A 17777-nucleotide genomic window follows, 5' to 3' on the forward strand; every position below is an offset into this window, starting at 1 on the left:
AATACTCGAATATTTCGATTATTTGCCGCGATTGTCCAAAAACATGTTTAACAAGCCGATAATCGAAACCTGCCGGAGGCCATCAAACCGGTAAAATCAGGCAATAAAAAAGGCGATCCGTATGGATCGCCTTTGTCTTTTTGTCCCGCAATGCGCCAAGCCATTGCAAAATCCTAGTGAAACCTACTGCGTGGTTTCTTCTTCCGGCGTTTCAGTCGCAACCAGCTGCCAGTTGGGATCGCGGCTTTCGATATTGCGCGCAAATGTCCAAAGGTCTTCGGCCTCGATCACCTGATTCGGATCGCCCGAAACCACATCGCCGTCATTGTTGCGAATGACCGATACTTCCTCGGACACGAACTTGATCGTAATATAGGCGGTTCGGCCTTCAAGCATGGCGTCGTGGATGGTAGCACTCTTGATACCGACCAGAGTGGTTTCCTCGCGCTCGCCCTTTTCGGCGCGGGCATCAATGGCTGCGGCAAAATTCTTGTAAACCTCGGCTGAAAGAAGCGGGCTCAAACCATCCTTGTCGCCCTTGGCAAAATATTCGACAATCATTTCGAATGCCATTCGCGCTCCGTTCAGGAAATCCTGCTGGGTAAAGTCGGGATCGGCTTTCTGGATTTGCTGCAATACGCCAAAGGTGCTGCTGTCGGCTGCGACCGTTCCGTCAGTCTTTCCGGCTGCCTTATCGGCATCGGGCAGGCGATATACATTATCCGTCGGTTGCGGCGCGCCATTTTTGGCACCTTTGCTGTCATCCTCGTGTGAACGACGGCCAAAAACATCCGTGGGACCCTGCTTTTCCTCGCCATTGCGGCGCCCAAGGGTACTGCGCAGGCGCAAAACCAGAAAAACAGCGATCAATGCGAAAAGAATGATGTCGAAATACTGCAAGCCCGGACTCTTGATCTGTAAGGTTTCGAAAAACGCCAAAAACAGCAAAACTGCCGTGGTCGAGAAATGGTATGGACCGAAGCGAATGCAAGGGCAACTCCCGATCGCATTTAAAATGTGATCGGTTTCACCATGTTCATTCGCACAATCATTATATTGTCGCGAACACGGTGGTAAACTGCCGCATTTTCGTCCAGTTATACCTGTAGTTTGCCGCCAAATTCAGAAAGTATTTCAGGCAAGATTAAAGCGAAATACCTGAAAACCAACATGTTTATGCAATACTGCGCTTTGCGGACCGGTCCTGTCAAAGTATGTTTGCCTGACAGGCTGTGATCAAACCTGATCATATCGACCAAATGCAAAGCCGAGCGGAGCAAAAATGGGCTTTTATTTTCTGGCCATCTTCGTGGCCATGCCGATCATCGAAATTGCCGTCTTCATTCAGGCGGGCGAACTGATTGGCCTGTGGCCGACGATTGGCATCGTCATCCTGACCGCCGTGGTCGGAACCTCGCTGATGCGCGCCCAGGGTTTGCAAACCCTTGCCCGTGCACAGGCCCAGATGGATCAGGGCGAAATGCCGATTGGCGAGCTGTTTGACGGCATCTGCATTCTGGTTGCCGGTGTGCTGCTTCTAACTCCGGGTTTTGTCACCGACACCATGGGCTTCCTGTTGTTGGTCCCACCACTACGCAGGGCGGTTGGTGCCGGCGTCATTATGAAACTGGTTCAGTCAGGTAATATCCGCACCAATTTCTCGCGCCGAACCTATGGCAATCCGGGCTCGTCATCAGGCGGTGCTTCTGCTCGCCCCGGGCGACGTCCAGGCAGTGGTCCGATCATTGATGGTGATTTCGAAAACGTCAGTCCAGCCAACGGAAATGGCGAGGGCCGAGATGGAACGGGTCACGACACCAATGATGATGATCCCCGCAATCTGCCACCCAAAAATTTGTAATATCGATCTTCCGCCTCGTTTGGTGTAACCGATTGCATTGATCGATATCGACAGGACCTTTGGCCATGCGCCGGGTCCTGTTTTCGTTTTGGTGGCACGTTCAATGCCTTGCAAGACGATCTTTAAACCTGACCAACCAGACCGCAGACAATCACATACCAAATGCCCATGTTGCGCCATTTATGACGTTACGGGATGTTACGGCGATTTTCTTGCCCGTACCCGGAAGACATGCTAGGCCATGAGAAGACATGCCGCAGGGTTGCGGCGTCAGAAACAAGCATATCAGCCAGTTTCAGATTATCTGACCATGTAGCCAATGCCTTGGCAGATACATTCTGAACGGCTTGTTTCTGATCAAGACCAAGATTTAAGGGAGTTAGACTTTAATGGCCGAAAACACCACCGGTGCAGCACAGGGCGGCGAAGAACAGAAGCCGGCTGGCAACCCGATCACGATCCATACCCAGTACATCAAGGATCTTTCCTTTGAAAATCCGAATGCACCGGAAAGCGTAGCCCTTCAGCAGCAGCCGAAAATCAACATCGACGTCGATGTTGAGGCGCGCACCACGCAGGACCAGAAACTTCACGAAGTTACCGTCAAGATCAACGTCAAGGCCGATGTTGCCGACAAGGTCGCCTTCATTGCCGAACTTCAATATGGCGCGGTCGTAACGCTTAATGTTGCCGACGAACACCGCCTTCCGGTTCTTCTGATCGAAGTTCCGCGTATGCTGTTCCCCTATGTCCGCAAAATCATCTCTGACCTGACTGCCGATGGCGGATTCCCGCCCTTGATGATGCAGCAGATTGATTTTGCTGATCTTTTCCGCAAAAAATTTGCCAAGCAGATGGAAGGCCAGCCAGCTGGCAACGCCTGATTTCCTGCTTTGAGCGTTTTGGTATGATATCAAAACAAAGGCCGCCCGTTTGGCGGCCTTTTTATTTTAATAACGAAATGATATTCACGATCAAGCTTGGATGATTCTGGCTCAGAACGGCCGCGCGATCACCATAAAGACGATGATCACCATTAGAACCGCCGGTACTTCGTTGATAATACGATAAAATTTTTGTGGCTTCGTATTATTGTCCGCTTCAAACTGGCGACGGCATCGCGCCAGTATCATGTGGACGCCGGTCATGATCACAACGCACAAAAGCTTTACGTGGAACCATCCTTCGGTCATCGCACCGCTAGCATGGATCAGGTAACCTCCGAAAATCCAGGCCGCAATCATCGCGGGATTCATGATCGCACGCAGCAATCGGCGTTCCATGATCTTGAACTTCTCGGCCGCTTCCGAACCTGGCGCTACTTCGCAGTGATAAACAAAAAGCCGCGGCAAATACAAAAGTCCTGCCATCCAGGCAATAATGCTGATGACATGCAGGGATTTGATGACGCTATAGGTATCCATGTCTCTCTCTTCTGACCGATCCGGGATCATCGATATCAGGCGATTTTAAACAGGATAACCGTTTGAACGGCATACGGAAATGCTCAAACACATAACCGCCTGCCGCATCGCGCCTGAAATCAGGATTTTATCACGCTTTGCCCGCACTCAGCGGCTGCTTGGCAACGGCACAGCTATGCTCGTCCGGGCACCACCAACCGCGCGTTTCCACCGTATAATCATCGGGTCCGTTCTGATCAAGTGCCTGCTGCGTCTCGTTGACCACTTCAACCAGTCCGCTGATAAAGCGCGGATGTGAACACACGGTACGAACCCGTTCATAGACCGGGATTTTCAGTTCGTCGGCAATCTCGCGATATTCGATATCGAGCTCGACCAGCGTTTCGGAATGCTCGGTGACAAAGGCAATCGGAACGATCACGAGCGGTACACCATCCTTGCCAGCACGTTCAATCTCGTGCTCGGTCGAGGGGCCAATCCATTCCATCGGGCCAACCCGACTTTGATAGCAGACCAGCCAGTCCAAATCCGCAATCGCCATCTTGTCGACCACGGCCTGAGCCGATTTTTCAATCTGCGACTGATAGGGATCGCCGCGTTTGGTAATCACGGCCTTTGGCACCCCGTGGGCGGAAAACAGCAGGCGCGGCCTGCCAACGTCAAGCTCGACCGACTTTTTCAGGGCATTTTCATATCCGTCCTTGACCATTTCGGCAGATGCTTCAACAAAACCCGGATTGGTCGGATAACAGCATGCGGTTTTTATCGGCGCATTCAAACCAACCTTATGGCAAGCCCGTTTCCAGTCCTTGACCGACGATCCACTGGTGGTCGTTGAAAATTGCGGATAAAGCGGCAGCAAAATCTGCTCATCCGCGCCCCATGCCTTGACCGCTGCCGCACTGTCATCGGCAAACGGTTTCCAGTAACGCATCGCAATGAAACAGCGGTTTTCATAACCGTCATCAAGCCCGTTAAGCGCTGTTTCAAGCGCATCTGCCTGATCCTGGGTGAGTTCCAGTAACGGCGATTTTCCGCCGATATGATCATAAATCTCGCGCGCAATAGGTGCGCGGCGGCTGGAAATAAGCTTTGCCAGAAAATACCGGAACGGATTGGGCAAACTGATAATCGCCGGATCATTAAACAGATTGAACAGGAACGGTTTCACCGCATCCGGCCCATCCGGCCCACCCAGATTGAAAAGAATTATCGCGCGTTTTTTACGCTTCGTTTCGGACATTGGCATATCCTTCATGGCGTTTTGAAACTGTCCGGTTCATTCCGGAAGCCTCGTTTTTGGATAGACCCGTCCCGCTTCTTTTAATCCCGCGGTCATAATGGCCAAACAGGATATAAGCGCAACGGGTTTAAGCCATTTTACGCATTGAATTTTTTAATCGATTTGATCGATTTCAATTATCACCGATAATTTCGAATAAATTCGATCAGTTTGCCGACATTCTCAGGTGATGTTTCCGGCGTGATGCCATGGCCCAGATTGAAAATGAACGGACCATTGCGCAGGGTATCAAGAATACGGCGGGTTTCCTTGATCATCTCGTCTCCGCCCGTAATCAGATACATCGGATCAAGATTTCCCTGCACCGGTCCCAGCGGCTGAAGGTTTTCCGCCACCCACTTCAATGGCACACCACTATCAAGACCAACCGCATCCACACGGGTATGCTGTTTGAAGTCGATCAGATGCAAACCGGCACCTCTTGGGAAGCCAATCACCGGCAAATCCGGATGTACTGCCTTAAGATTTGCGACGATTTTTTTGGTCGGCTCGATCACCCAACGTTTGAACCCGCTTTCCGACAGTACTCCGCCCCAGGTTTCAAACAGCTGGATGCACTCTGCACCAGCTTCGACCTGTTTCAGCAGATATTGTGTTGTGGCTTCGACAAGAATGTCGATCAGGCGTGAAAATCCGTTCGGATCGCCATAGGCAAACCGCCTGATATTGGCAAAATCCTTGCTGCCTTTGCCCTCAACCATATAGGTCGCCACCGTCCATGGTGCACCGGCAAAGCCTATAAGGGAAGTATGTGACGGAATGGATGCCGAAAGCTTTGCCACTGTCTCGTAAACCGGGCCCAGCGTATCGTGAATGCGATCAACATTTAGGATACCAAGGCCAGATGCATCGCGAATGGCGTCCAGCTGCGGTCCTTCTCCCTGCTTGAAGGCCAAATGCTGTCCAAGTGCCTGTGGTATCACGAGGATATCGGAAAACAGAATTGCCGCATCGAAGTCATAGCGCCTGAGCGGCTGCAAGGTAACTTCGCAGGCAAGATCAGGATTATAGCAAAGATCGAGGAATGAACCTGCCTCGGACCGTGTTGCGCGATATTCCGGAAGATAGCGACCCGCCTGGCGCATCAGCCAGATCGGCGGTACCGGCAATGTTTCACCGGCAAGGGCACGCAAAAAGGTCTTGGTTGGTTTGGGCATGACGTTTCCTGTTTGACTGCCCGGAACTGCCTTTCAAGGGGCGTTTCCGGGTATGCTAGTCCCGATCCTTTTTGTCAGGCACGATAGCCTGACGTTTATGTCCGGTTCCCTGTTCCTGACCCGTGAATTGTGTCCTGAAGCCTGTCCAGGCCGTTTTTCCACCGTGTCTCTAACAAAACCTTCTTTAATAAAAAAGGATGTTGTTTGTTAGTGGTTCTCTGTGGATAACGGGGATCAAATTTGGTGCACAGTTTATCCACATTGCGACTCGGGAAAAATGATTCATCTCAAACGGTCTTGGGGAAAACTGGGGACGACTCCGAACGACTCCCAAAGGTAAGCTTGGGAAAAGCCGTTTTTGAATAATGGGGATAACGGGGATTAATCTGGTTTTTGCCTTGTTATCCCTGCTATTAGGGAAAAAATTTTCCGACTATCCCCCGTGGGATGGTTGCTTTGAGAAATTTTGTATGACGTGCAGGATAAAATCTGTGGAAAAAATTTGGCCGGAGTCGCCCCCGTTATCCACAATTATCCACAGGCCCGACTCCGTCGGTTTAATTTGTGGTTGGGATTGCAGTGCCCTGTCAGATGACAGATGATCGAAATATCGAACACCGGATTTCGGTTAAGTGATGTGAAACGCTGGCAGATTGCAGGACTGCGATGATTGACGACGACAATATCTTTCACCTTCATCTGGTATCGGATTCCACCGGTGAAACCGTTGACGGGGTTGCGCGTGCCTGCATCGCGCAATTTCCCGATGTACGCGCACATGAACATGTCTGGTCACTGATCCGCACTGATGCGCAGCTTGCCCGTGTTCTGGCCGATATCGAACGCAACCCGGGCATTGTGCTTTATACGGTTTTCGATATGGATATTCGCCGCAAGCTCGAAGAAGGCTGTCGCCGTCTGCAGGTTCCGCACAGTCATGTACTCGACAACACCATCACCATGATGGCGGGTTATCTGGGGCAGCAATCGCGCGGCCGTACCGGGGCTCTCCATAAAATGGACGAGGATTACTTCAACCGGATCGAAGCCATTGATTACACCCTATCCCATGATGATGGGCAATCTACCTGGGATCTTGAAGAGGCCGATGTCGTGATTGTCGGTGTATCGCGCACGTCAAAAACCCCGACCTCGGTCTATCTGGCCAATCGCGGTATCAAAACCGCGAATGTGCCGTTTGTTCCGGGTTGCCCGTTACCACCGGAACTCGACAAACTCAAAAATCCGCTGGTGGTTGGCCTAATAAAGGATGTCGATCAACTGGTATCGATCCGCAAAAACCGCTTGCGCCAGATCGAACGGGGTGAGGGCGGGGATTATGTCGACCCGGTTGCCGTGCGAAACGAAGTCCATCAGGCACGCCGTTATTTTACGGATCGCAGCTGGAAGATTATCAATGTCACAAGGCGTTCGATCGAAGAAACCGCTGCCATCATTCTGTCGACCATGTATGACCGGCGCGGTCATTAATTAAGACATCACGTAATTACAGGGTACCGATACATGACCAGACTGATTCTGGCGTCTAGCAGCAAAGCCCGACATTCCATGCTGACAAATGCCGGTGTGGATTGTGAGGCAATTGCCTCGATGATCGACGAAGACGGTTACAAGCAATCGATGAAGGCCGAAGGTGCCAGTGCTGCCGAAGCTGCCGAAACGCTTGCCGAAATGAAGGCGTTGCGCATGTATCGGCAGCAACCCGATGGCATCGTTATTGCCGCCGATCAGATGCTGGAATGCAACGGGATCTGGTTTGACAAGCCGCGCGACCGCGATAATACCCGCGCCCAGCTGCGCGCGCTTCGCGGTAAAACTCATCAGCTGGTTTCGGCAGCGGTGATTTACAAGGAAGGTTCGCGCATCTGGGGTACCATCGATACCGCCAATCTAACTGTCCGTAACTTCACTGATGAATGGCTCGAAGACTATCTCGATGCTGCCGGGGAAGAGATTTATAACTGTGTTGGCGGTTATCAGCTTGAAGGTATCGGCGCACAGCTTTTTACCGAAGTCCGCGGTGATTATTTCACTGTGCTTGGTTTGCCGCTTTTGCCGCTGATTGGCTTCTTGCGCGATCACGGTATTCTCAAAGCATAATAAACGACATTAAGGCAGGAAATTTTCATCATGACTTCGCGGATTCCTTATCGAACGCTGTCGGGGACCTCGCGTCTTGCCGGTGTGATGGGCTGGCCGGTGTCACATTCCAAATCGCCGCGATTGCATGGCTACTGGCTGGCAAAATACGGGATCGACGGGTCCTATATGCCGCTTCCAGTCGAACCGAAGAATTTTCAGGATGCCCTGAAATCCTTGCGTAATCTGGGTTTTTCCGGGGTCAATGTCACCATTCCGCAAAAGGAAATGGCGATGCCCGAATGTGATGAACTGTCCGACCGTGCCCGTCGCATTGGGGCAGTCAATACCGTGACCTTTGCCAAGGACGGCCGCGTATTGGGCGATAACACCGATGGGTTCGGCTTTATCGAAAACCTTCGCCAGGAAGCTCCGGATATCGATTTTGCATCAGGTCCTGCGGTGGTGTTGGGGGCGGGCGGGGCGTCACGGTCGGTTTTGGTTGCCTTGCTTGACGAAGGAATCCTTGAAATCCGCATCGCCAACCGGACACGCAAACGTGCCGATGATCTGGCGGCCGAGATTAACGATCCGCGCATCAAAGTGGTGAACTGGCCGCTTGATCCGGCGGATTTGGCCGATGCGTCGCTTGTGGTTAATACCACAAGCCTTGGTATGGTCGGGCAGCCGAAACTTGAAATCGATCTTGAAGGTTTGCCAAAAACCGCCCTTGTGACCGATATCGTTTACGCGCCGCTGATCACTGATCTGCTGGCACAGGCCAAAAAACGTGGTAATCCGGTGGTTGATGGGCTGGGCATGCTGTTGCATCAGGCACGTCCGGGATTCCATCGCTGGTTCGGGATTGATCCGGAAGTCACGCCAGAGCTTCGCGAATTTGTTCTTTCGCCGGATTAATCCGAATTAAGATCACAGGGCACTATTTATTATGGTTATTTTGGGACTGACCGGGTCCATCGGCATGGGTAAATCGACCGCGGCGGGGATGTTTCGTTATCTTGGCGTGCCGGTCCATGATGCCGACGCGAGCGTCCATCGTTTGATGGTACCGGGCGGGGCGGCGTTTGATCCTATCATCTCCGTATTCCCCGATGTTCTGAAAGACGGCCGGATTGATCGCCAGATACTGGGGGCAATCGTTTTTGCCGATTCCGATGCGCTGAAACGTCTTGAAGCCGTCCTGCACCCGCTGGTTCGGGCTGAAGAAAACAGATTTCTCAAACTTAACCGTCTGGCGCAAAGATCACTGGTTGTGCTGGATATTCCACTTCTGTTTGAAACAGCAGGTGAAAAACGCTGTGATCACGTTGCTGTGGTATCAGCACCAGAATTCATTCAACGCCAACGTGTTATGGCGCGATCAGGGATGACGGAGGCCAAATTTTCCGCCATTCTTGCCAAACAGATGCCGGATCGCGAAAAACGTCGCAAAGCTGATTTTATCGTTCCGACAGGCTTGGGTCGGGCTGTAACTTTCGCTACGATACGAACCATCGTTGACCAACTGGAAAATCGGACCTGATATGCGTGAAATTGTCCTTGATACGGAAACTACAGGCCTTGATCCCTATGCTGACCATCGCCTTGTGGAAATCGGGTGTATCGAGCTTTTCAATCACATGCCGACCGGGCGGCAATATCACCAATATATCAACCCGCAGCGTCCAATGCCCAAAGAGGCATTCGATGTCCACGGTCTTGGCGACGATTTCCTCAAAGACCAGCCGGTCTTCGCGGAGGTGGTAGACGATTTTCTCGAATTTATCGGTGATGATTCACATCTCGTGATCCATAACGCTGCATTCGATATGAAGTTTCTGAATGCGGAACTTGAATGGTTGAGCAAGCCGAAAATAGCGATGGACCGCGCGATTGATACCGTGCAGATGGCGCGCAAAAAATTCCCCGGATCCCCGGTCAGTCTTGATGCGCTATGCCGCCGCTTCAAAATTGATAACTCGAACCGTACTTTGCACGGGGCGCTACTCGATTCCGACCTTCTTGCATTGGTTTATCTTGAACTGCTGGGTGGCCGGCAGCACGGCCTTTCGCTTGATTCCAAGGTTACTAAAAAGGTTGTTATTGATACGCCGCGCATTGTGGGGCCAAAAGAAAACTACCTGGAACCAAGACCACATATTCTCAGTGAAGATGAGCTTGCAGCGCACCAGAGTTATATTGAGAAAAAGTTCTCTGCTGCCATCTGGCTCAAGCGCGAAGAAGTTTGATGTGACCGGCATGTTTTTCCGATATGCCGCTTTTTCGAAATTTAGCTCTCTTCTCCAAATCCTCTCGTCACTTTTTCAACGTCTATTCTTGGGCCGGTCGGTTTTTAAAGGGTCGGACATTATCGGCCGTTCGGTGATTGCTCTACTGGTGTTGGCATTTGCGGTACGGGATGTTCGAGCGCAATACCTGCCCGAACCCGAAATTCCGGTTCAGCCGCAGACAACAGACAGTTTTATCAATGGGAAACTTGCTTATACCATCCACCGGTCAGAAGGTGGTGGTGATCCTATTCGTCCCGAACCTGGTTATTTCGATGATCTTGTCGTCTCGGTCTTTCAGGATGCCGATCTGCCTTATGTCATTGCCGAGCAGGCGCCTTGGAAACGCGTCATGGAACAGGCAATGCAGGGAGCCCGGCATGTTATCTATCCGACAACTCGCACGGCTGACCGCGAGGACAGCTTTAAATGGGTTGGCCCGATCAGCCGCACGATCTGGAACCTGTATGGTTACGCGGACGCGAAATGGCAAAACATGCCGTTCGAGGAAATCCTTGCTTCGGCCCGGATCGGGGTTTTGCTGGGATCTGCTCGCGAACCTTATTTGCGCAGACGTGGCGCTCAGCAGCTTGTTCTGGTGCCGCGTGAAGACCTTCTACTGCCGATGCTGCAGGCCGACCGAGTTGATCTGATTGCGATTGGTGGTTCTGTATTGCGACACTATCGCGACATTGTTGATCCCAGCGCACAGCAACGCGACATTGACGGCATTTTGCCCTATCGCAGCTGTTTCCTCTATATGGCGATCAGTAACGCTGCTCCGGTTGATGAAGTAGAAACTCTACAAAATTCCCTTGATAAGAATAAGAAAAGTGGTCAATTCATCGAATTGCGCGAAAAACATGGCCTATCTTCGGATACCGACAGCGCCTTTTTGCGGGCAATGTTGAATCTCGATAATAACGGTGTCGCCTGTCTTGATCTTTTCGGGCGAGATGACTGACACAGTTTGTGAAGACGCGGACATGCTGCGATCACCCGGTGCCAAAAACGCGGTTTCTGAAACCGGCAGCCTGATGCTGCAAAGGGGGGCGGATATGCCTTATACGCTTCCCGATACCCATATTGCGGTTTTGAAAGCCAGCGATATCGTTGGAACTTATGAAGAAGTATGGCCGCGGTTGCGCGAACGGGAAGGAAACGGCAATATGCCGCGAACATTCCTTTGGGTGATGGGCCCGTCGCGAACAGGCGATATCGAACAGACGATACAGCTGGGTGCGCACGGACCGCGCCGTTTGCATATCGTTCTGGTGGATGACACAAAAGAAAACTCATAAAAGACGGCGCTCCGTTAGCGACGAAGAAAAAGCCCTTTGGGAAATCTTCACGCGTGATGTCAAACCCTTGCGTTCCAAACAGCGAAAGGGCAGTGAAACCGTGTTCGAGCTGGACAAGGATCATCCCAAAAGCGATACGGCGATGCCGCTTCCTGACGATCTGCAGGGTGAAATCAACAAGGCGGAAGAAGTCCGGGCCGTGCGAAACCTGCCGTCCGCGCGTAATGCTGATCGCGGACCGCAGATCAAAAACCGCGCCTTGGTCGAACTTGAACCGGGTGTTACCGACAATATCGATAAATCGACGGCCAAAAAATTCCAGAAAGGCCAGATGTCAATTGATGGTCGTATTGATCTGCACGGTATGACCCAGGATGTAGCCCATCATGCGCTTAACGCGTTTATTGAAGATAGCTGGCGAGCCGGAAAACGTTGCGTTCTGGTGATCACCGGTAAGGGATCGCGCGCCGATGAATATGGCCGCACCGGTCTTTTACGACAACGCACGCCGCAATGGCTTAGCGCGCCACGCCTGCGTACCCGCATTCTTGCCATCAGCGAAGCCCGTATCCAGCACGGCGGATCGGGCGCTTTTTATGTTCTGCTGAAACGGAGACGCCCGTGACACCCTTTGGCAATCGTATTCGCGAATTACGGGCGCGGCACAATGTCACCCTGACAGATATGGCAAACGCCTTGCAGCTTTCGCCGGCTTATCTTTCTGCCCTTGAACACGGACATCGCGGTCGGCCAAGCCCTGGTCTGGTGCAGCAAATCTGCGGTTATTTCAATCTCGTCTGGGATGAAGTTGACGAAATCAAACGTCTGGCACAGCTTTCCCATCCGAAGGTAACAGTCGATACAGCGGGGCTTGAACCGGAGGCAACCGAACTGGCCAATCTTTTGTCGGAACGGATTGCCGGTTTAAGCGATGATCAGCTTGCCCGAATGCTGGCTATCATCAGCGAACGGGTCGGTTGAGCAGAATCCACGTGATCGGTTCGCCGGTTGGTTGAAGGATATCTTTCGCCGCTTCGAGCCGGGCAGACGGCGTAGGGATGGCAGTTCTGCAACAGGTACAGGTGATATTGCCTTAATGGCGTGAAACACGGTTTGACTATTGGTTCAATCGGAGTTATCAATCTGTGGTGTTTCACACCTGAAACATGAAACAGTCCTGCCTGCTTCACAACTACAAGGTTACGACCGGTCCGCAGAAACTATGATCTGCCTGACCGTCAACCGCATTCCTTTCTTTACATCTCCTCCTTCAATCATCGCCCTTCCCGGCAATCACAAGATCATTAAACGCACATATGCATCTTCAGGAACTCAAAAAGAAATCCCCGACGGAGCTTCTTGCCCTGTCCGAGGAACTCGAAATCGAAAACGCCAGCACGCTCCGTAAACAGGAGCTGATGTTTGCAATTCTCAAACAGCTGGCTGAAAACGATCATGCTATTTTCGGCGAAGGCGTGTTGGAGGTTCTGCCGGACGGCTTCGGCTTCCTGCGCAGTCCCGAGGCAAACTACCTTGCCGGTCCGGACGATATCTATGTCTCGCCAAGCCAGGTGCGCCGCTTTGGTCTGCGCACGGGTGACACGGTTGAAGGCCAGATTCGTTCGCCCAAGGAAGGCGAGCGTTATTTCGCGCTACTCAAGGTCGACAAAGTCAACTTTGATGCGCCCGAAAAAGTCCGCCATCGCATCAATTTCGATAACCTGACCCCGCTTTACCCGGACGAGCCGCTCAAGATGGAGCGTCACCTCGATCAGGAAGGCAACAAGGACATCACCAACCGTGTGATCGAACTTGTTTCGCCTTTGGGTAAAGGTCAGCGTGCCCTGATCGTCGCGCCACCGCGCACCGGTAAAACCGTGATGCTGCAAAACATTGCGCATGCGATTGAGGAAAACCATCCGGAAGCCTATCTGATCGTTCTTCTGATCGATGAACGTCCGGAAGAAGTGACCGACATGGATCGCTCGGTGAAAGGCGAGGTCATCAGTTCGACCTTTGACGAACCGGCACAGCGTCACGTCCAGGTTACCGAAATGGTTCTGGAAAAGGCAAAACGCCTGGTCGAGCACAAGCATGATGTCGTCATCCTGCTGGACTCGATCACCCGCCTTGCACGCGCTTACAACACCGTTGTTCCGAGCTCAGGCAAGGTTCTGACCGGTGGTGTCGATGCCAACGCCCTGCAGCGCCCGAAACGCTTCTTCGGTGCCGCACGTAACATTGAAGAAGGCGGCTCGCTGACCATTATCGCAACCGCGCTGATCGATACCGGCTCGCGCATGGACGAGGTCATCTTTGAAGAATTCAAAGGGACCGGTAACTCTGAGCTTATTCTGGATCGTAAACTGTCTGACAAGCGTATCTTCCCGGCGATCGATATCCTTAAATCGGGTACCCGTAAGGAAGAATTGCTGGTTGAGAAAAGCGCGCTTTCCAAAATGTGGGTTCTGCGCCGTATTCTCAACCCGATGGGTCCGCAGGACGCGATGGAATTCCTGCTTGGCAAACTCAAATCGACGAAGAACAATGACGATTTCTTCGATTCAATGAATGGTTAATCGTAGTTCGATCCTGTAATCGAACTATCATTGAAAACCCCCGGCAATCTGCCGGGGGTTTTTGTTTGGTTCTGGCTCGCCTCGGTAAAGCAGTCTGCGTCTGCTACAAGCGGGTCCATTGTGTAGGCGTGCCAAACCACTGTGATCTACTTCGCTTGAAGCGAGACTGGCACCTGCCTACATAGCGCAAAGCATAAATAACATATTGTTTTGCAATGAAAATTACGTTTCCCTCTACACCGATTCAGACAAATCGCCTGTCGCTTCGCCCCTTCATGGCGTGCGATTTTGACCAATATGCTGCCTATCATTCCCAGCCATCGGTCTATCGCTATCTTTACGCTGCACCTCCAGCGGCAAATGCGCTGACAGAACAGTTTTCCATCGTGCTGACCGCGCCCTTTGATGCTGAAGGCGATGTATTTCGTTTGGCGGTAATTAACCGGGACGATGATACCCTCCTAGGAGAGGTTCTTTTGAAACTTGCCAGCATTGCAGCCCTTCAGGCTGAAGTCGGTTATATCTTCAATCCGGATTTTTCAGGCCACGGCTATGCGACCGAGGCCGTATCGGCGATGATTGATCTTGGTTTCAATCATTTTGGTTTTCACCGGATTTTTGCTCGCCTTGACACCGAAAATATCGGATCGGTCGGCATTGTTGAACGGCTTGGCCTGCGATGCGAGGCGCATCTGATCGAAAATGATCGCTTCAACGGTGTCTGGGGTGATGAATATATCTATGCGGTTCTGGCCGCCGAATGGCAGTTACGCAGCCGCAACCGGGCTTGATCGGCTACTTCTTCGTGGAATGTTTCATGTCAAACATTGGCGTTTGAAAATTCCTTTTGCGCGGTGATAGGGTTTCCTATCAACAGCAAAGGACTTTGGCGTCATGTATATGATGGAACTCGGGACGGTGATGGTCGGGATTGCCTTGGCACAGATATCGCCGGGGCCAAACATGATGGCAGTATCATCAGCCGCACTTTCCGGCGGGCGGCAGCCCGGATTGCTGAGTGCTGTGGGAGTTGCCACCGGCGTTTTCATATGGTCGGTGCTGTTTTCCTTTGGCATTGGCGCGGTCATTGATGCTTTCCCTCAAAGCCTGACGGCGATGAAGCTGGTGGGCGGGGGATATTTCCTTTATCTCGCGCTGAAATCGTTGTGGTCTTGCTTGAAAGGTTCTGGTTCGGTTGGTAGCGCGCGCGATAATCTGTATAGCCCTGCGTCAAAGATTGGTTTCACTGCCTATCGCACCGGCTTACTCGTTGTTCTGACCAATCCCAAGGCTGCATTGATGTGGGTGGCGGTTTTGATGTTTCTGGCCTCTGCCCAGGGCACGCATCCTGCATTGATCGTTATCGGGGTACTTGCGTCGTGTTCGGCAATGGTTATTTACGGTATCTATGCTCTGCTGTTTTCCACTGGTGTTGCCGTTCGGGCCTACCAGCGGTTTTTCCGCGTTGTTGACGGCATTTTTGGTGCAGTATTCGGCGTAATCGGCAGCAAGATTTTGATTGATGGCATGCGCGATCTGCGTAGTTAAGCTGATTGCTTTCCCTAAGCTAAAGCCAATGTCAATTCGGCAATGTGACCATCAAGCTTCTGCCGGATCAGTTTGCTGTCACCTGGTTCGACCTGAAGCTTTCCATTGCCAAGATGAAGCCCGATATGATGCATCCCGTATCGCAGGGTGATGGTGAGTTCGTCAGCCGCAACGATTTCGCAATCGGACTGGCTGTTGGCAGCCAGATGATGGGGTGGGGCGGATTTCCAGCCGGTTTGCGGTGCCAGACTGGTCAGATGCAGGGGTTCGGTGCCGGTATTTTGCAGGATCAGCTTAAGGTTCATTTCCCCGGGCATGTCTCTCTCGCCTCCTTGATTTTGGCTCTTTCCTGTATGTAAGGCGCAGATTTTCGATGTCGATAGCCATCAATGCTTGCAGTGGCCGCAATCACATGTGACTCTGGTGCTGTTCTTCCACTACGTTTTCAAGGCTGATGCAGCTTTTACTGAAATCCGTCGATTTTGCCGCCCGAGCGCATCGTGATCAGCGCCGCAAGGGCCCGGCTAATGAACCCTATATTAATCATCCGATCGAGGTTTCGCGCCTGATCGTCGAATGCGAACCGGGCACGGACGAATATGTGCTGTGTGCCGCGGTTCTGCATGACGTGATTGAGGATTGCGGTGCGACCCGCGATGAAATTGCCGCCTGTTTCAACGAAATGATTGCCGATATCGTGCTTGAGGTCAGTGACGACAAAGCCTTGCCGCGCGATGACCGTAAAGCCCGTCAGATCGAAACCGCTCCGCATCTCAGCGACGGCGCAAAACTGGTCCGTCTGGCGGATAAGGTCGCCAATGTCGGCGCGATGCTGACCGATACGCCGGTCGGCTGGGACCGTGAACAGATTCTGCGCTATGTCGATTGGGCCGAGGCCGTAATTGCACCTTGCCGCATTGCTAGCCCTAGTCTGTCGGATCGTTTCGATGCCATCGCACGTGATGTCCGCGCCTGGCACACCGAAGAAGAAGAGGCAGGGGTTTAACCCTACCTCTAGCTGCAAACGGTCATTCCCGCGAGGGTGGGAATCCATGTTTTCAATGGCATTCTGTCTTATGGCTTCAAAATCACCGAGCCGGTGGTTTTGCGGCCTTCAAGATCGTCATGGGCCTGTTTGGCGTCCGCCAAGGCATAGGTTGCACCGATGTCGATCTTCACCACACCGGATTTCAGCACGTCAAATAGCTCGTTCGCGGTTGCCAGAAGCTCTTCGCGAGTGGCGGTATATTGAAAGACGCTCGGACGGGTCAGGAAATAGGCTCCGGGTGCGAGAGCTTTAAGCGGGACGGGTGGGACAGCGCCTGATGACTGGCCGAAACTGACCATCATGCCAAGACGTTTCAGGCAATCCAGCGAGTCGTCAAAAGTATCCTTACCGACGGAATCATAAACAACTTCAACGCCTTGGCCGTTGGTGATCTCTTTGACACGCTCGGATACCTTTTCCTCCCGATAGAGGATCGGATAATCGCAACCCTTGGATTTGGCGATCTCGGCCTTTTCCTTCGATCCGACGGTGCCGATCACGGTGGCACCCAGATGTTTGGCCCACTGGCAGACAATCTGGCCAACCCCGCCTGCTGCCGCATGGATGAGGATCGTATCGCCTTTTTTGACGTGATAGGTTCGGCGCAGCAGATATTGTGCCGTCATGCCCTGCAACATGGCGGCGGCTGCAAGATCAAAGCTGATCCCGTCGGGGATCTTAACCAAACCCTTGGCCGGCATTACACGTGCCTCGGCATAGGCGCCAAGTGGCTGTGCGGCATAGGCAACTCGATCACCAGCTGCAAGGTCGGTTACGCCGTCACCAACCGCCTCGATCACGCCCGAACCTTCAAGCCCTAGGCCCGATGGCAGGGACGGGGCCGGATAAACCCCGGAACGGAAATAGATATCGATATAGTTCAGTCCGATGGCTTCCTGTCGCAGGCGAACTTCACCGGTACCTGGTGCACCAACCTCGACAGCTTCAAAACGCAGGACATCGCTGCCGCCGGTTTCATAAAATCGGAAAGCTTTGGTCATGGAGACCTCCCGTTAATGCGCCATTTTGGCGCTTGTCTGATCAATGGACCAAGTCTATGTTAGAAAACGGCATTTTGCTATCCGGCAGGTTTGGTTTTGCCCGTTTCGACGGGTGTTAAAAGACGGTATTTCATCTGATGGAATGCCAGACAAAATTGGCTGATAGC

General features: G+C 52.3%; 21 protein-coding genes. 15 read left to right on the forward strand and 6 right to left on the reverse strand.

Translation table 11 applies throughout. The features are described from left to right. Positions 1–183 precede the first annotated feature (183 nt). Positions 184–900 carry a Tim44/TimA family putative adaptor protein gene (locus AUP42_RS06435; protein ID WP_156484570.1) on the reverse strand — a complete coding sequence of 239 codons (717 nt, stop codon included), beginning with the start codon at positions 898–900 and terminating at the stop codon, positions 184–186. 382 nt (positions 901–1282) lie between these two features. On the opposite strand from AUP42_RS06435, the gene AUP42_RS06440 reads away from it, so the two are divergent. Continuing rightward, positions 1283–1861, forward strand: coding sequence for an FxsA family protein (locus AUP42_RS06440; protein WP_062950024.1), 579 nt, complete (start codon positions 1283–1285; stop codon positions 1859–1861). Positions 1862–2250: 389 nt separating this feature from the next. Next, complete coding sequence (gene secB, locus AUP42_RS06445; RefSeq protein ID WP_062950026.1) at positions 2251–2745, forward strand: protein-export chaperone SecB; 495 nt, start codon at positions 2251–2253, stop codon at positions 2743–2745. Positions 2746–2856: 111 nt separating this feature from the next. Here the strand turns inward: secB and hemJ are convergent, their stop codons facing one another. The 3 genes from hemJ to hemE form a co-directional block, all read right to left on the reverse strand. Further along, the gene (hemJ, locus tag AUP42_RS06450; protein ID WP_062950028.1) at positions 2857–3285 is read right to left on the reverse strand and encodes a protoporphyrinogen oxidase HemJ; all 429 of its coding nucleotides are present in this window, start codon (positions 3283–3285) and stop codon (positions 2857–2859) included. 130 nt (positions 3286–3415) lie between these two features. Beyond that, positions 3416–4528, reverse strand: a complete 1113-nt coding sequence (gene hemH, locus AUP42_RS06455) for a ferrochelatase (protein ID WP_197468248.1) — start codon at positions 4526–4528, stop codon at positions 3416–3418. A 179-nt stretch (positions 4529–4707) separates the two neighbouring features. Beyond that, positions 4708–5745 carry a uroporphyrinogen decarboxylase gene (gene hemE / locus AUP42_RS06460; protein WP_062950032.1) on the reverse strand — a complete coding sequence of 346 codons (1038 nt, stop codon included), beginning with the start codon at positions 5743–5745 and terminating at the stop codon, positions 4708–4710. Positions 5746–6411: 666 nt separating this feature from the next. Between hemE and AUP42_RS06465 the strand changes: the two genes are divergently transcribed. The 12 genes from AUP42_RS06465 to AUP42_RS06520 all read left to right on the forward strand — a co-directional run bounded on the left by AUP42_RS06465 (position 6412) and on the right by AUP42_RS06520 (position 15561). Continuing rightward, entirely contained in the window at positions 6412–7236 is an 825-nt protein-coding gene (locus tag AUP42_RS06465) for a pyruvate, water dikinase regulatory protein (protein WP_037989244.1), read from the forward strand. Positions 7237–7269: 33 nt separating this feature from the next. Further along, positions 7270–7866, forward strand: coding sequence for a Maf family protein (locus AUP42_RS06470; protein WP_062950034.1), 597 nt, complete (start codon positions 7270–7272; stop codon positions 7864–7866). A gap of 30 nt (positions 7867–7896) precedes the next feature. Further along, positions 7897–8763, forward strand: a complete 867-nt coding sequence (locus AUP42_RS06475) for a shikimate dehydrogenase (RefSeq protein WP_062950035.1) — start codon at positions 7897–7899, stop codon at positions 8761–8763. A gap of 31 nt (positions 8764–8794) precedes the next feature. Beyond that, positions 8795–9388, forward strand: a complete 594-nt coding sequence (gene coaE, locus AUP42_RS06480) for a dephospho-CoA kinase (RefSeq protein ID WP_062950037.1) — start codon at positions 8795–8797, stop codon at positions 9386–9388. 1 nt (position 9389) lies between these two features. Continuing rightward, complete coding sequence (dnaQ, locus tag AUP42_RS06485) at positions 9390–10094, forward strand: DNA polymerase III subunit epsilon (RefSeq protein WP_062950039.1); 705 nt, start codon at positions 9390–9392, stop codon at positions 10092–10094. A 10-nt stretch (positions 10095–10104) separates the two neighbouring features. Next, positions 10105–11097, forward strand: a complete 993-nt coding sequence (locus AUP42_RS06490; RefSeq protein WP_231858193.1) for a substrate-binding periplasmic protein — start codon at positions 10105–10107, stop codon at positions 11095–11097. A 22-nt stretch (positions 11098–11119) separates the two neighbouring features. Then, positions 11120–11434: a LutC/YkgG family protein gene (locus AUP42_RS06495; protein ID WP_062950043.1), complete on the forward strand. Its 315-nt coding sequence runs from the start codon at positions 11120–11122 to the stop codon at positions 11432–11434. After that, on the forward strand, positions 11412–12059 hold the full coding sequence (locus AUP42_RS06500) for a Smr/MutS family protein (protein WP_062950045.1): 648 nt from the start codon (positions 11412–11414) through the stop codon (positions 12057–12059). The genes AUP42_RS06495 and AUP42_RS06500 overlap by 23 nt, the downstream gene beginning before the upstream one ends. Then, positions 12056–12415, forward strand: coding sequence for a helix-turn-helix domain-containing protein (locus AUP42_RS06505; protein ID WP_062950047.1), 360 nt, complete (start codon positions 12056–12058; stop codon positions 12413–12415). The genes AUP42_RS06500 and AUP42_RS06505 overlap by 4 nt, the downstream gene beginning before the upstream one ends. A 335-nt stretch (positions 12416–12750) precedes the next feature. After that, a complete protein-coding gene (rho, locus tag AUP42_RS06510) occupies positions 12751–14013 on the forward strand; it encodes a transcription termination factor Rho (protein ID WP_007088512.1) in 1263 nt (420 codons plus the stop codon). 215 nt (positions 14014–14228) lie between these two features. Beyond that, positions 14229–14804, forward strand: a complete 576-nt coding sequence (locus tag AUP42_RS06515; RefSeq protein WP_062950049.1) for a GNAT family N-acetyltransferase — start codon at positions 14229–14231, stop codon at positions 14802–14804. A gap of 103 nt (positions 14805–14907) precedes the next feature. Beyond that, positions 14908–15561, forward strand: coding sequence for a LysE family translocator (locus AUP42_RS06520; protein WP_062950051.1), 654 nt, complete (start codon positions 14908–14910; stop codon positions 15559–15561). Between the two features lie 14 nt (positions 15562–15575). On the opposite strand, the gene AUP42_RS06525 is transcribed toward AUP42_RS06520, so the two are convergent. Further along, entirely contained in the window at positions 15576–15878 is a 303-nt protein-coding gene (locus AUP42_RS06525; RefSeq protein WP_062950053.1) for a hypothetical protein, read from the reverse strand. Positions 15879–16015: 137 nt separating this feature from the next. Between AUP42_RS06525 and AUP42_RS06530 the strand changes: the two genes are divergently transcribed. After that, on the forward strand, positions 16016–16567 hold the full coding sequence (locus AUP42_RS06530) for an HD domain-containing protein (RefSeq protein ID WP_062950055.1): 552 nt from the start codon (positions 16016–16018) through the stop codon (positions 16565–16567). Positions 16568–16635: 68 nt separating this feature from the next. Here the strand turns inward: AUP42_RS06530 and AUP42_RS06535 are convergent, their stop codons facing one another. Next, on the reverse strand, positions 16636–17610 hold the full coding sequence (locus AUP42_RS06535) for a quinone oxidoreductase family protein (RefSeq protein ID WP_062950057.1): 975 nt from the start codon (positions 17608–17610) through the stop codon (positions 16636–16638). Positions 17611–17777: the final 167 nt, after the last annotated feature.

Origin of the sequence: Thalassospira lucentensis (assembly GCF_001613805.1) — a bacterium.
In the GTDB taxonomy this organism is placed as follows: domain Bacteria; phylum Pseudomonadota; class Alphaproteobacteria; order Rhodospirillales; family Thalassospiraceae; genus Thalassospira; species Thalassospira lucentensis_A.

Bases quoted from the DNA above. Each gene is read 5' to 3' on its own strand.
- AUP42_RS06530 (WP_062950055.1), top strand. From the start codon at position 16,016: ATGCAGCTTTTACTGAAATCCGTCGATTTTGCCGCCCGAGCGCATCGT.
- AUP42_RS06515 (WP_062950049.1), top strand. From the start codon at position 14,229: ATGAAAATTACGTTTCCCTCTACACCGATTCAGACAAATCGCCTGTCG.
- AUP42_RS06475 (WP_062950035.1), top strand. From the start codon at position 7,897: ATGACTTCGCGGATTCCTTATCGAACGCTGTCGGGGACCTCGCGTCTT.
- AUP42_RS06525 (WP_062950053.1), bottom strand. From the start codon at position 15,878: ATGCCCGGGGAAATGAACCTTAAGCTGATCCTGCAAAATACCGGCACC.
- hemH (WP_197468248.1), bottom strand. From the start codon at position 4,528: ATGTCCGAAACGAAGCGTAAAAAACGCGCGATAATTCTTTTCAATCTG.
- AUP42_RS06500 (WP_062950045.1), top strand. From the start codon at position 11,412: ATGACACAAAAGAAAACTCATAAAAGACGGCGCTCCGTTAGCGACGAA.
- secB (WP_062950026.1), top strand. From the start codon at position 2,251: ATGGCCGAAAACACCACCGGTGCAGCACAGGGCGGCGAAGAACAGAAG.
- AUP42_RS06520 (WP_062950051.1), top strand. From the start codon at position 14,908: ATGTATATGATGGAACTCGGGACGGTGATGGTCGGGATTGCCTTGGCA.
- dnaQ (WP_062950039.1), top strand. From the start codon at position 9,390: ATGCGTGAAATTGTCCTTGATACGGAAACTACAGGCCTTGATCCCTAT.
- AUP42_RS06535 (WP_062950057.1), bottom strand. From the start codon at position 17,610: ATGACCAAAGCTTTCCGATTTTATGAAACCGGCGGCAGCGATGTCCTG.
- hemJ (WP_062950028.1), bottom strand. From the start codon at position 3,285: ATGGATACCTATAGCGTCATCAAATCCCTGCATGTCATCAGCATTATT.
- AUP42_RS06495 (WP_062950043.1), top strand. From the start codon at position 11,120: ATGCTGCGATCACCCGGTGCCAAAAACGCGGTTTCTGAAACCGGCAGC.
- AUP42_RS06440 (WP_062950024.1), top strand. From the start codon at position 1,283: ATGGGCTTTTATTTTCTGGCCATCTTCGTGGCCATGCCGATCATCGAA.
- hemE (WP_062950032.1), bottom strand. From the start codon at position 5,745: ATGCCCAAACCAACCAAGACCTTTTTGCGTGCCCTTGCCGGTGAAACA.
- AUP42_RS06465 (WP_037989244.1), top strand. From the start codon at position 6,412: ATGATTGACGACGACAATATCTTTCACCTTCATCTGGTATCGGATTCC.
- AUP42_RS06470 (WP_062950034.1), top strand. From the start codon at position 7,270: ATGACCAGACTGATTCTGGCGTCTAGCAGCAAAGCCCGACATTCCATG.
- rho (WP_007088512.1), top strand. From the start codon at position 12,751: ATGCATCTTCAGGAACTCAAAAAGAAATCCCCGACGGAGCTTCTTGCC.
- coaE (WP_062950037.1), top strand. From the start codon at position 8,795: ATGGTTATTTTGGGACTGACCGGGTCCATCGGCATGGGTAAATCGACC.
- AUP42_RS06490 (WP_231858193.1), top strand. From the start codon at position 10,105: ATGTTTTTCCGATATGCCGCTTTTTCGAAATTTAGCTCTCTTCTCCAA.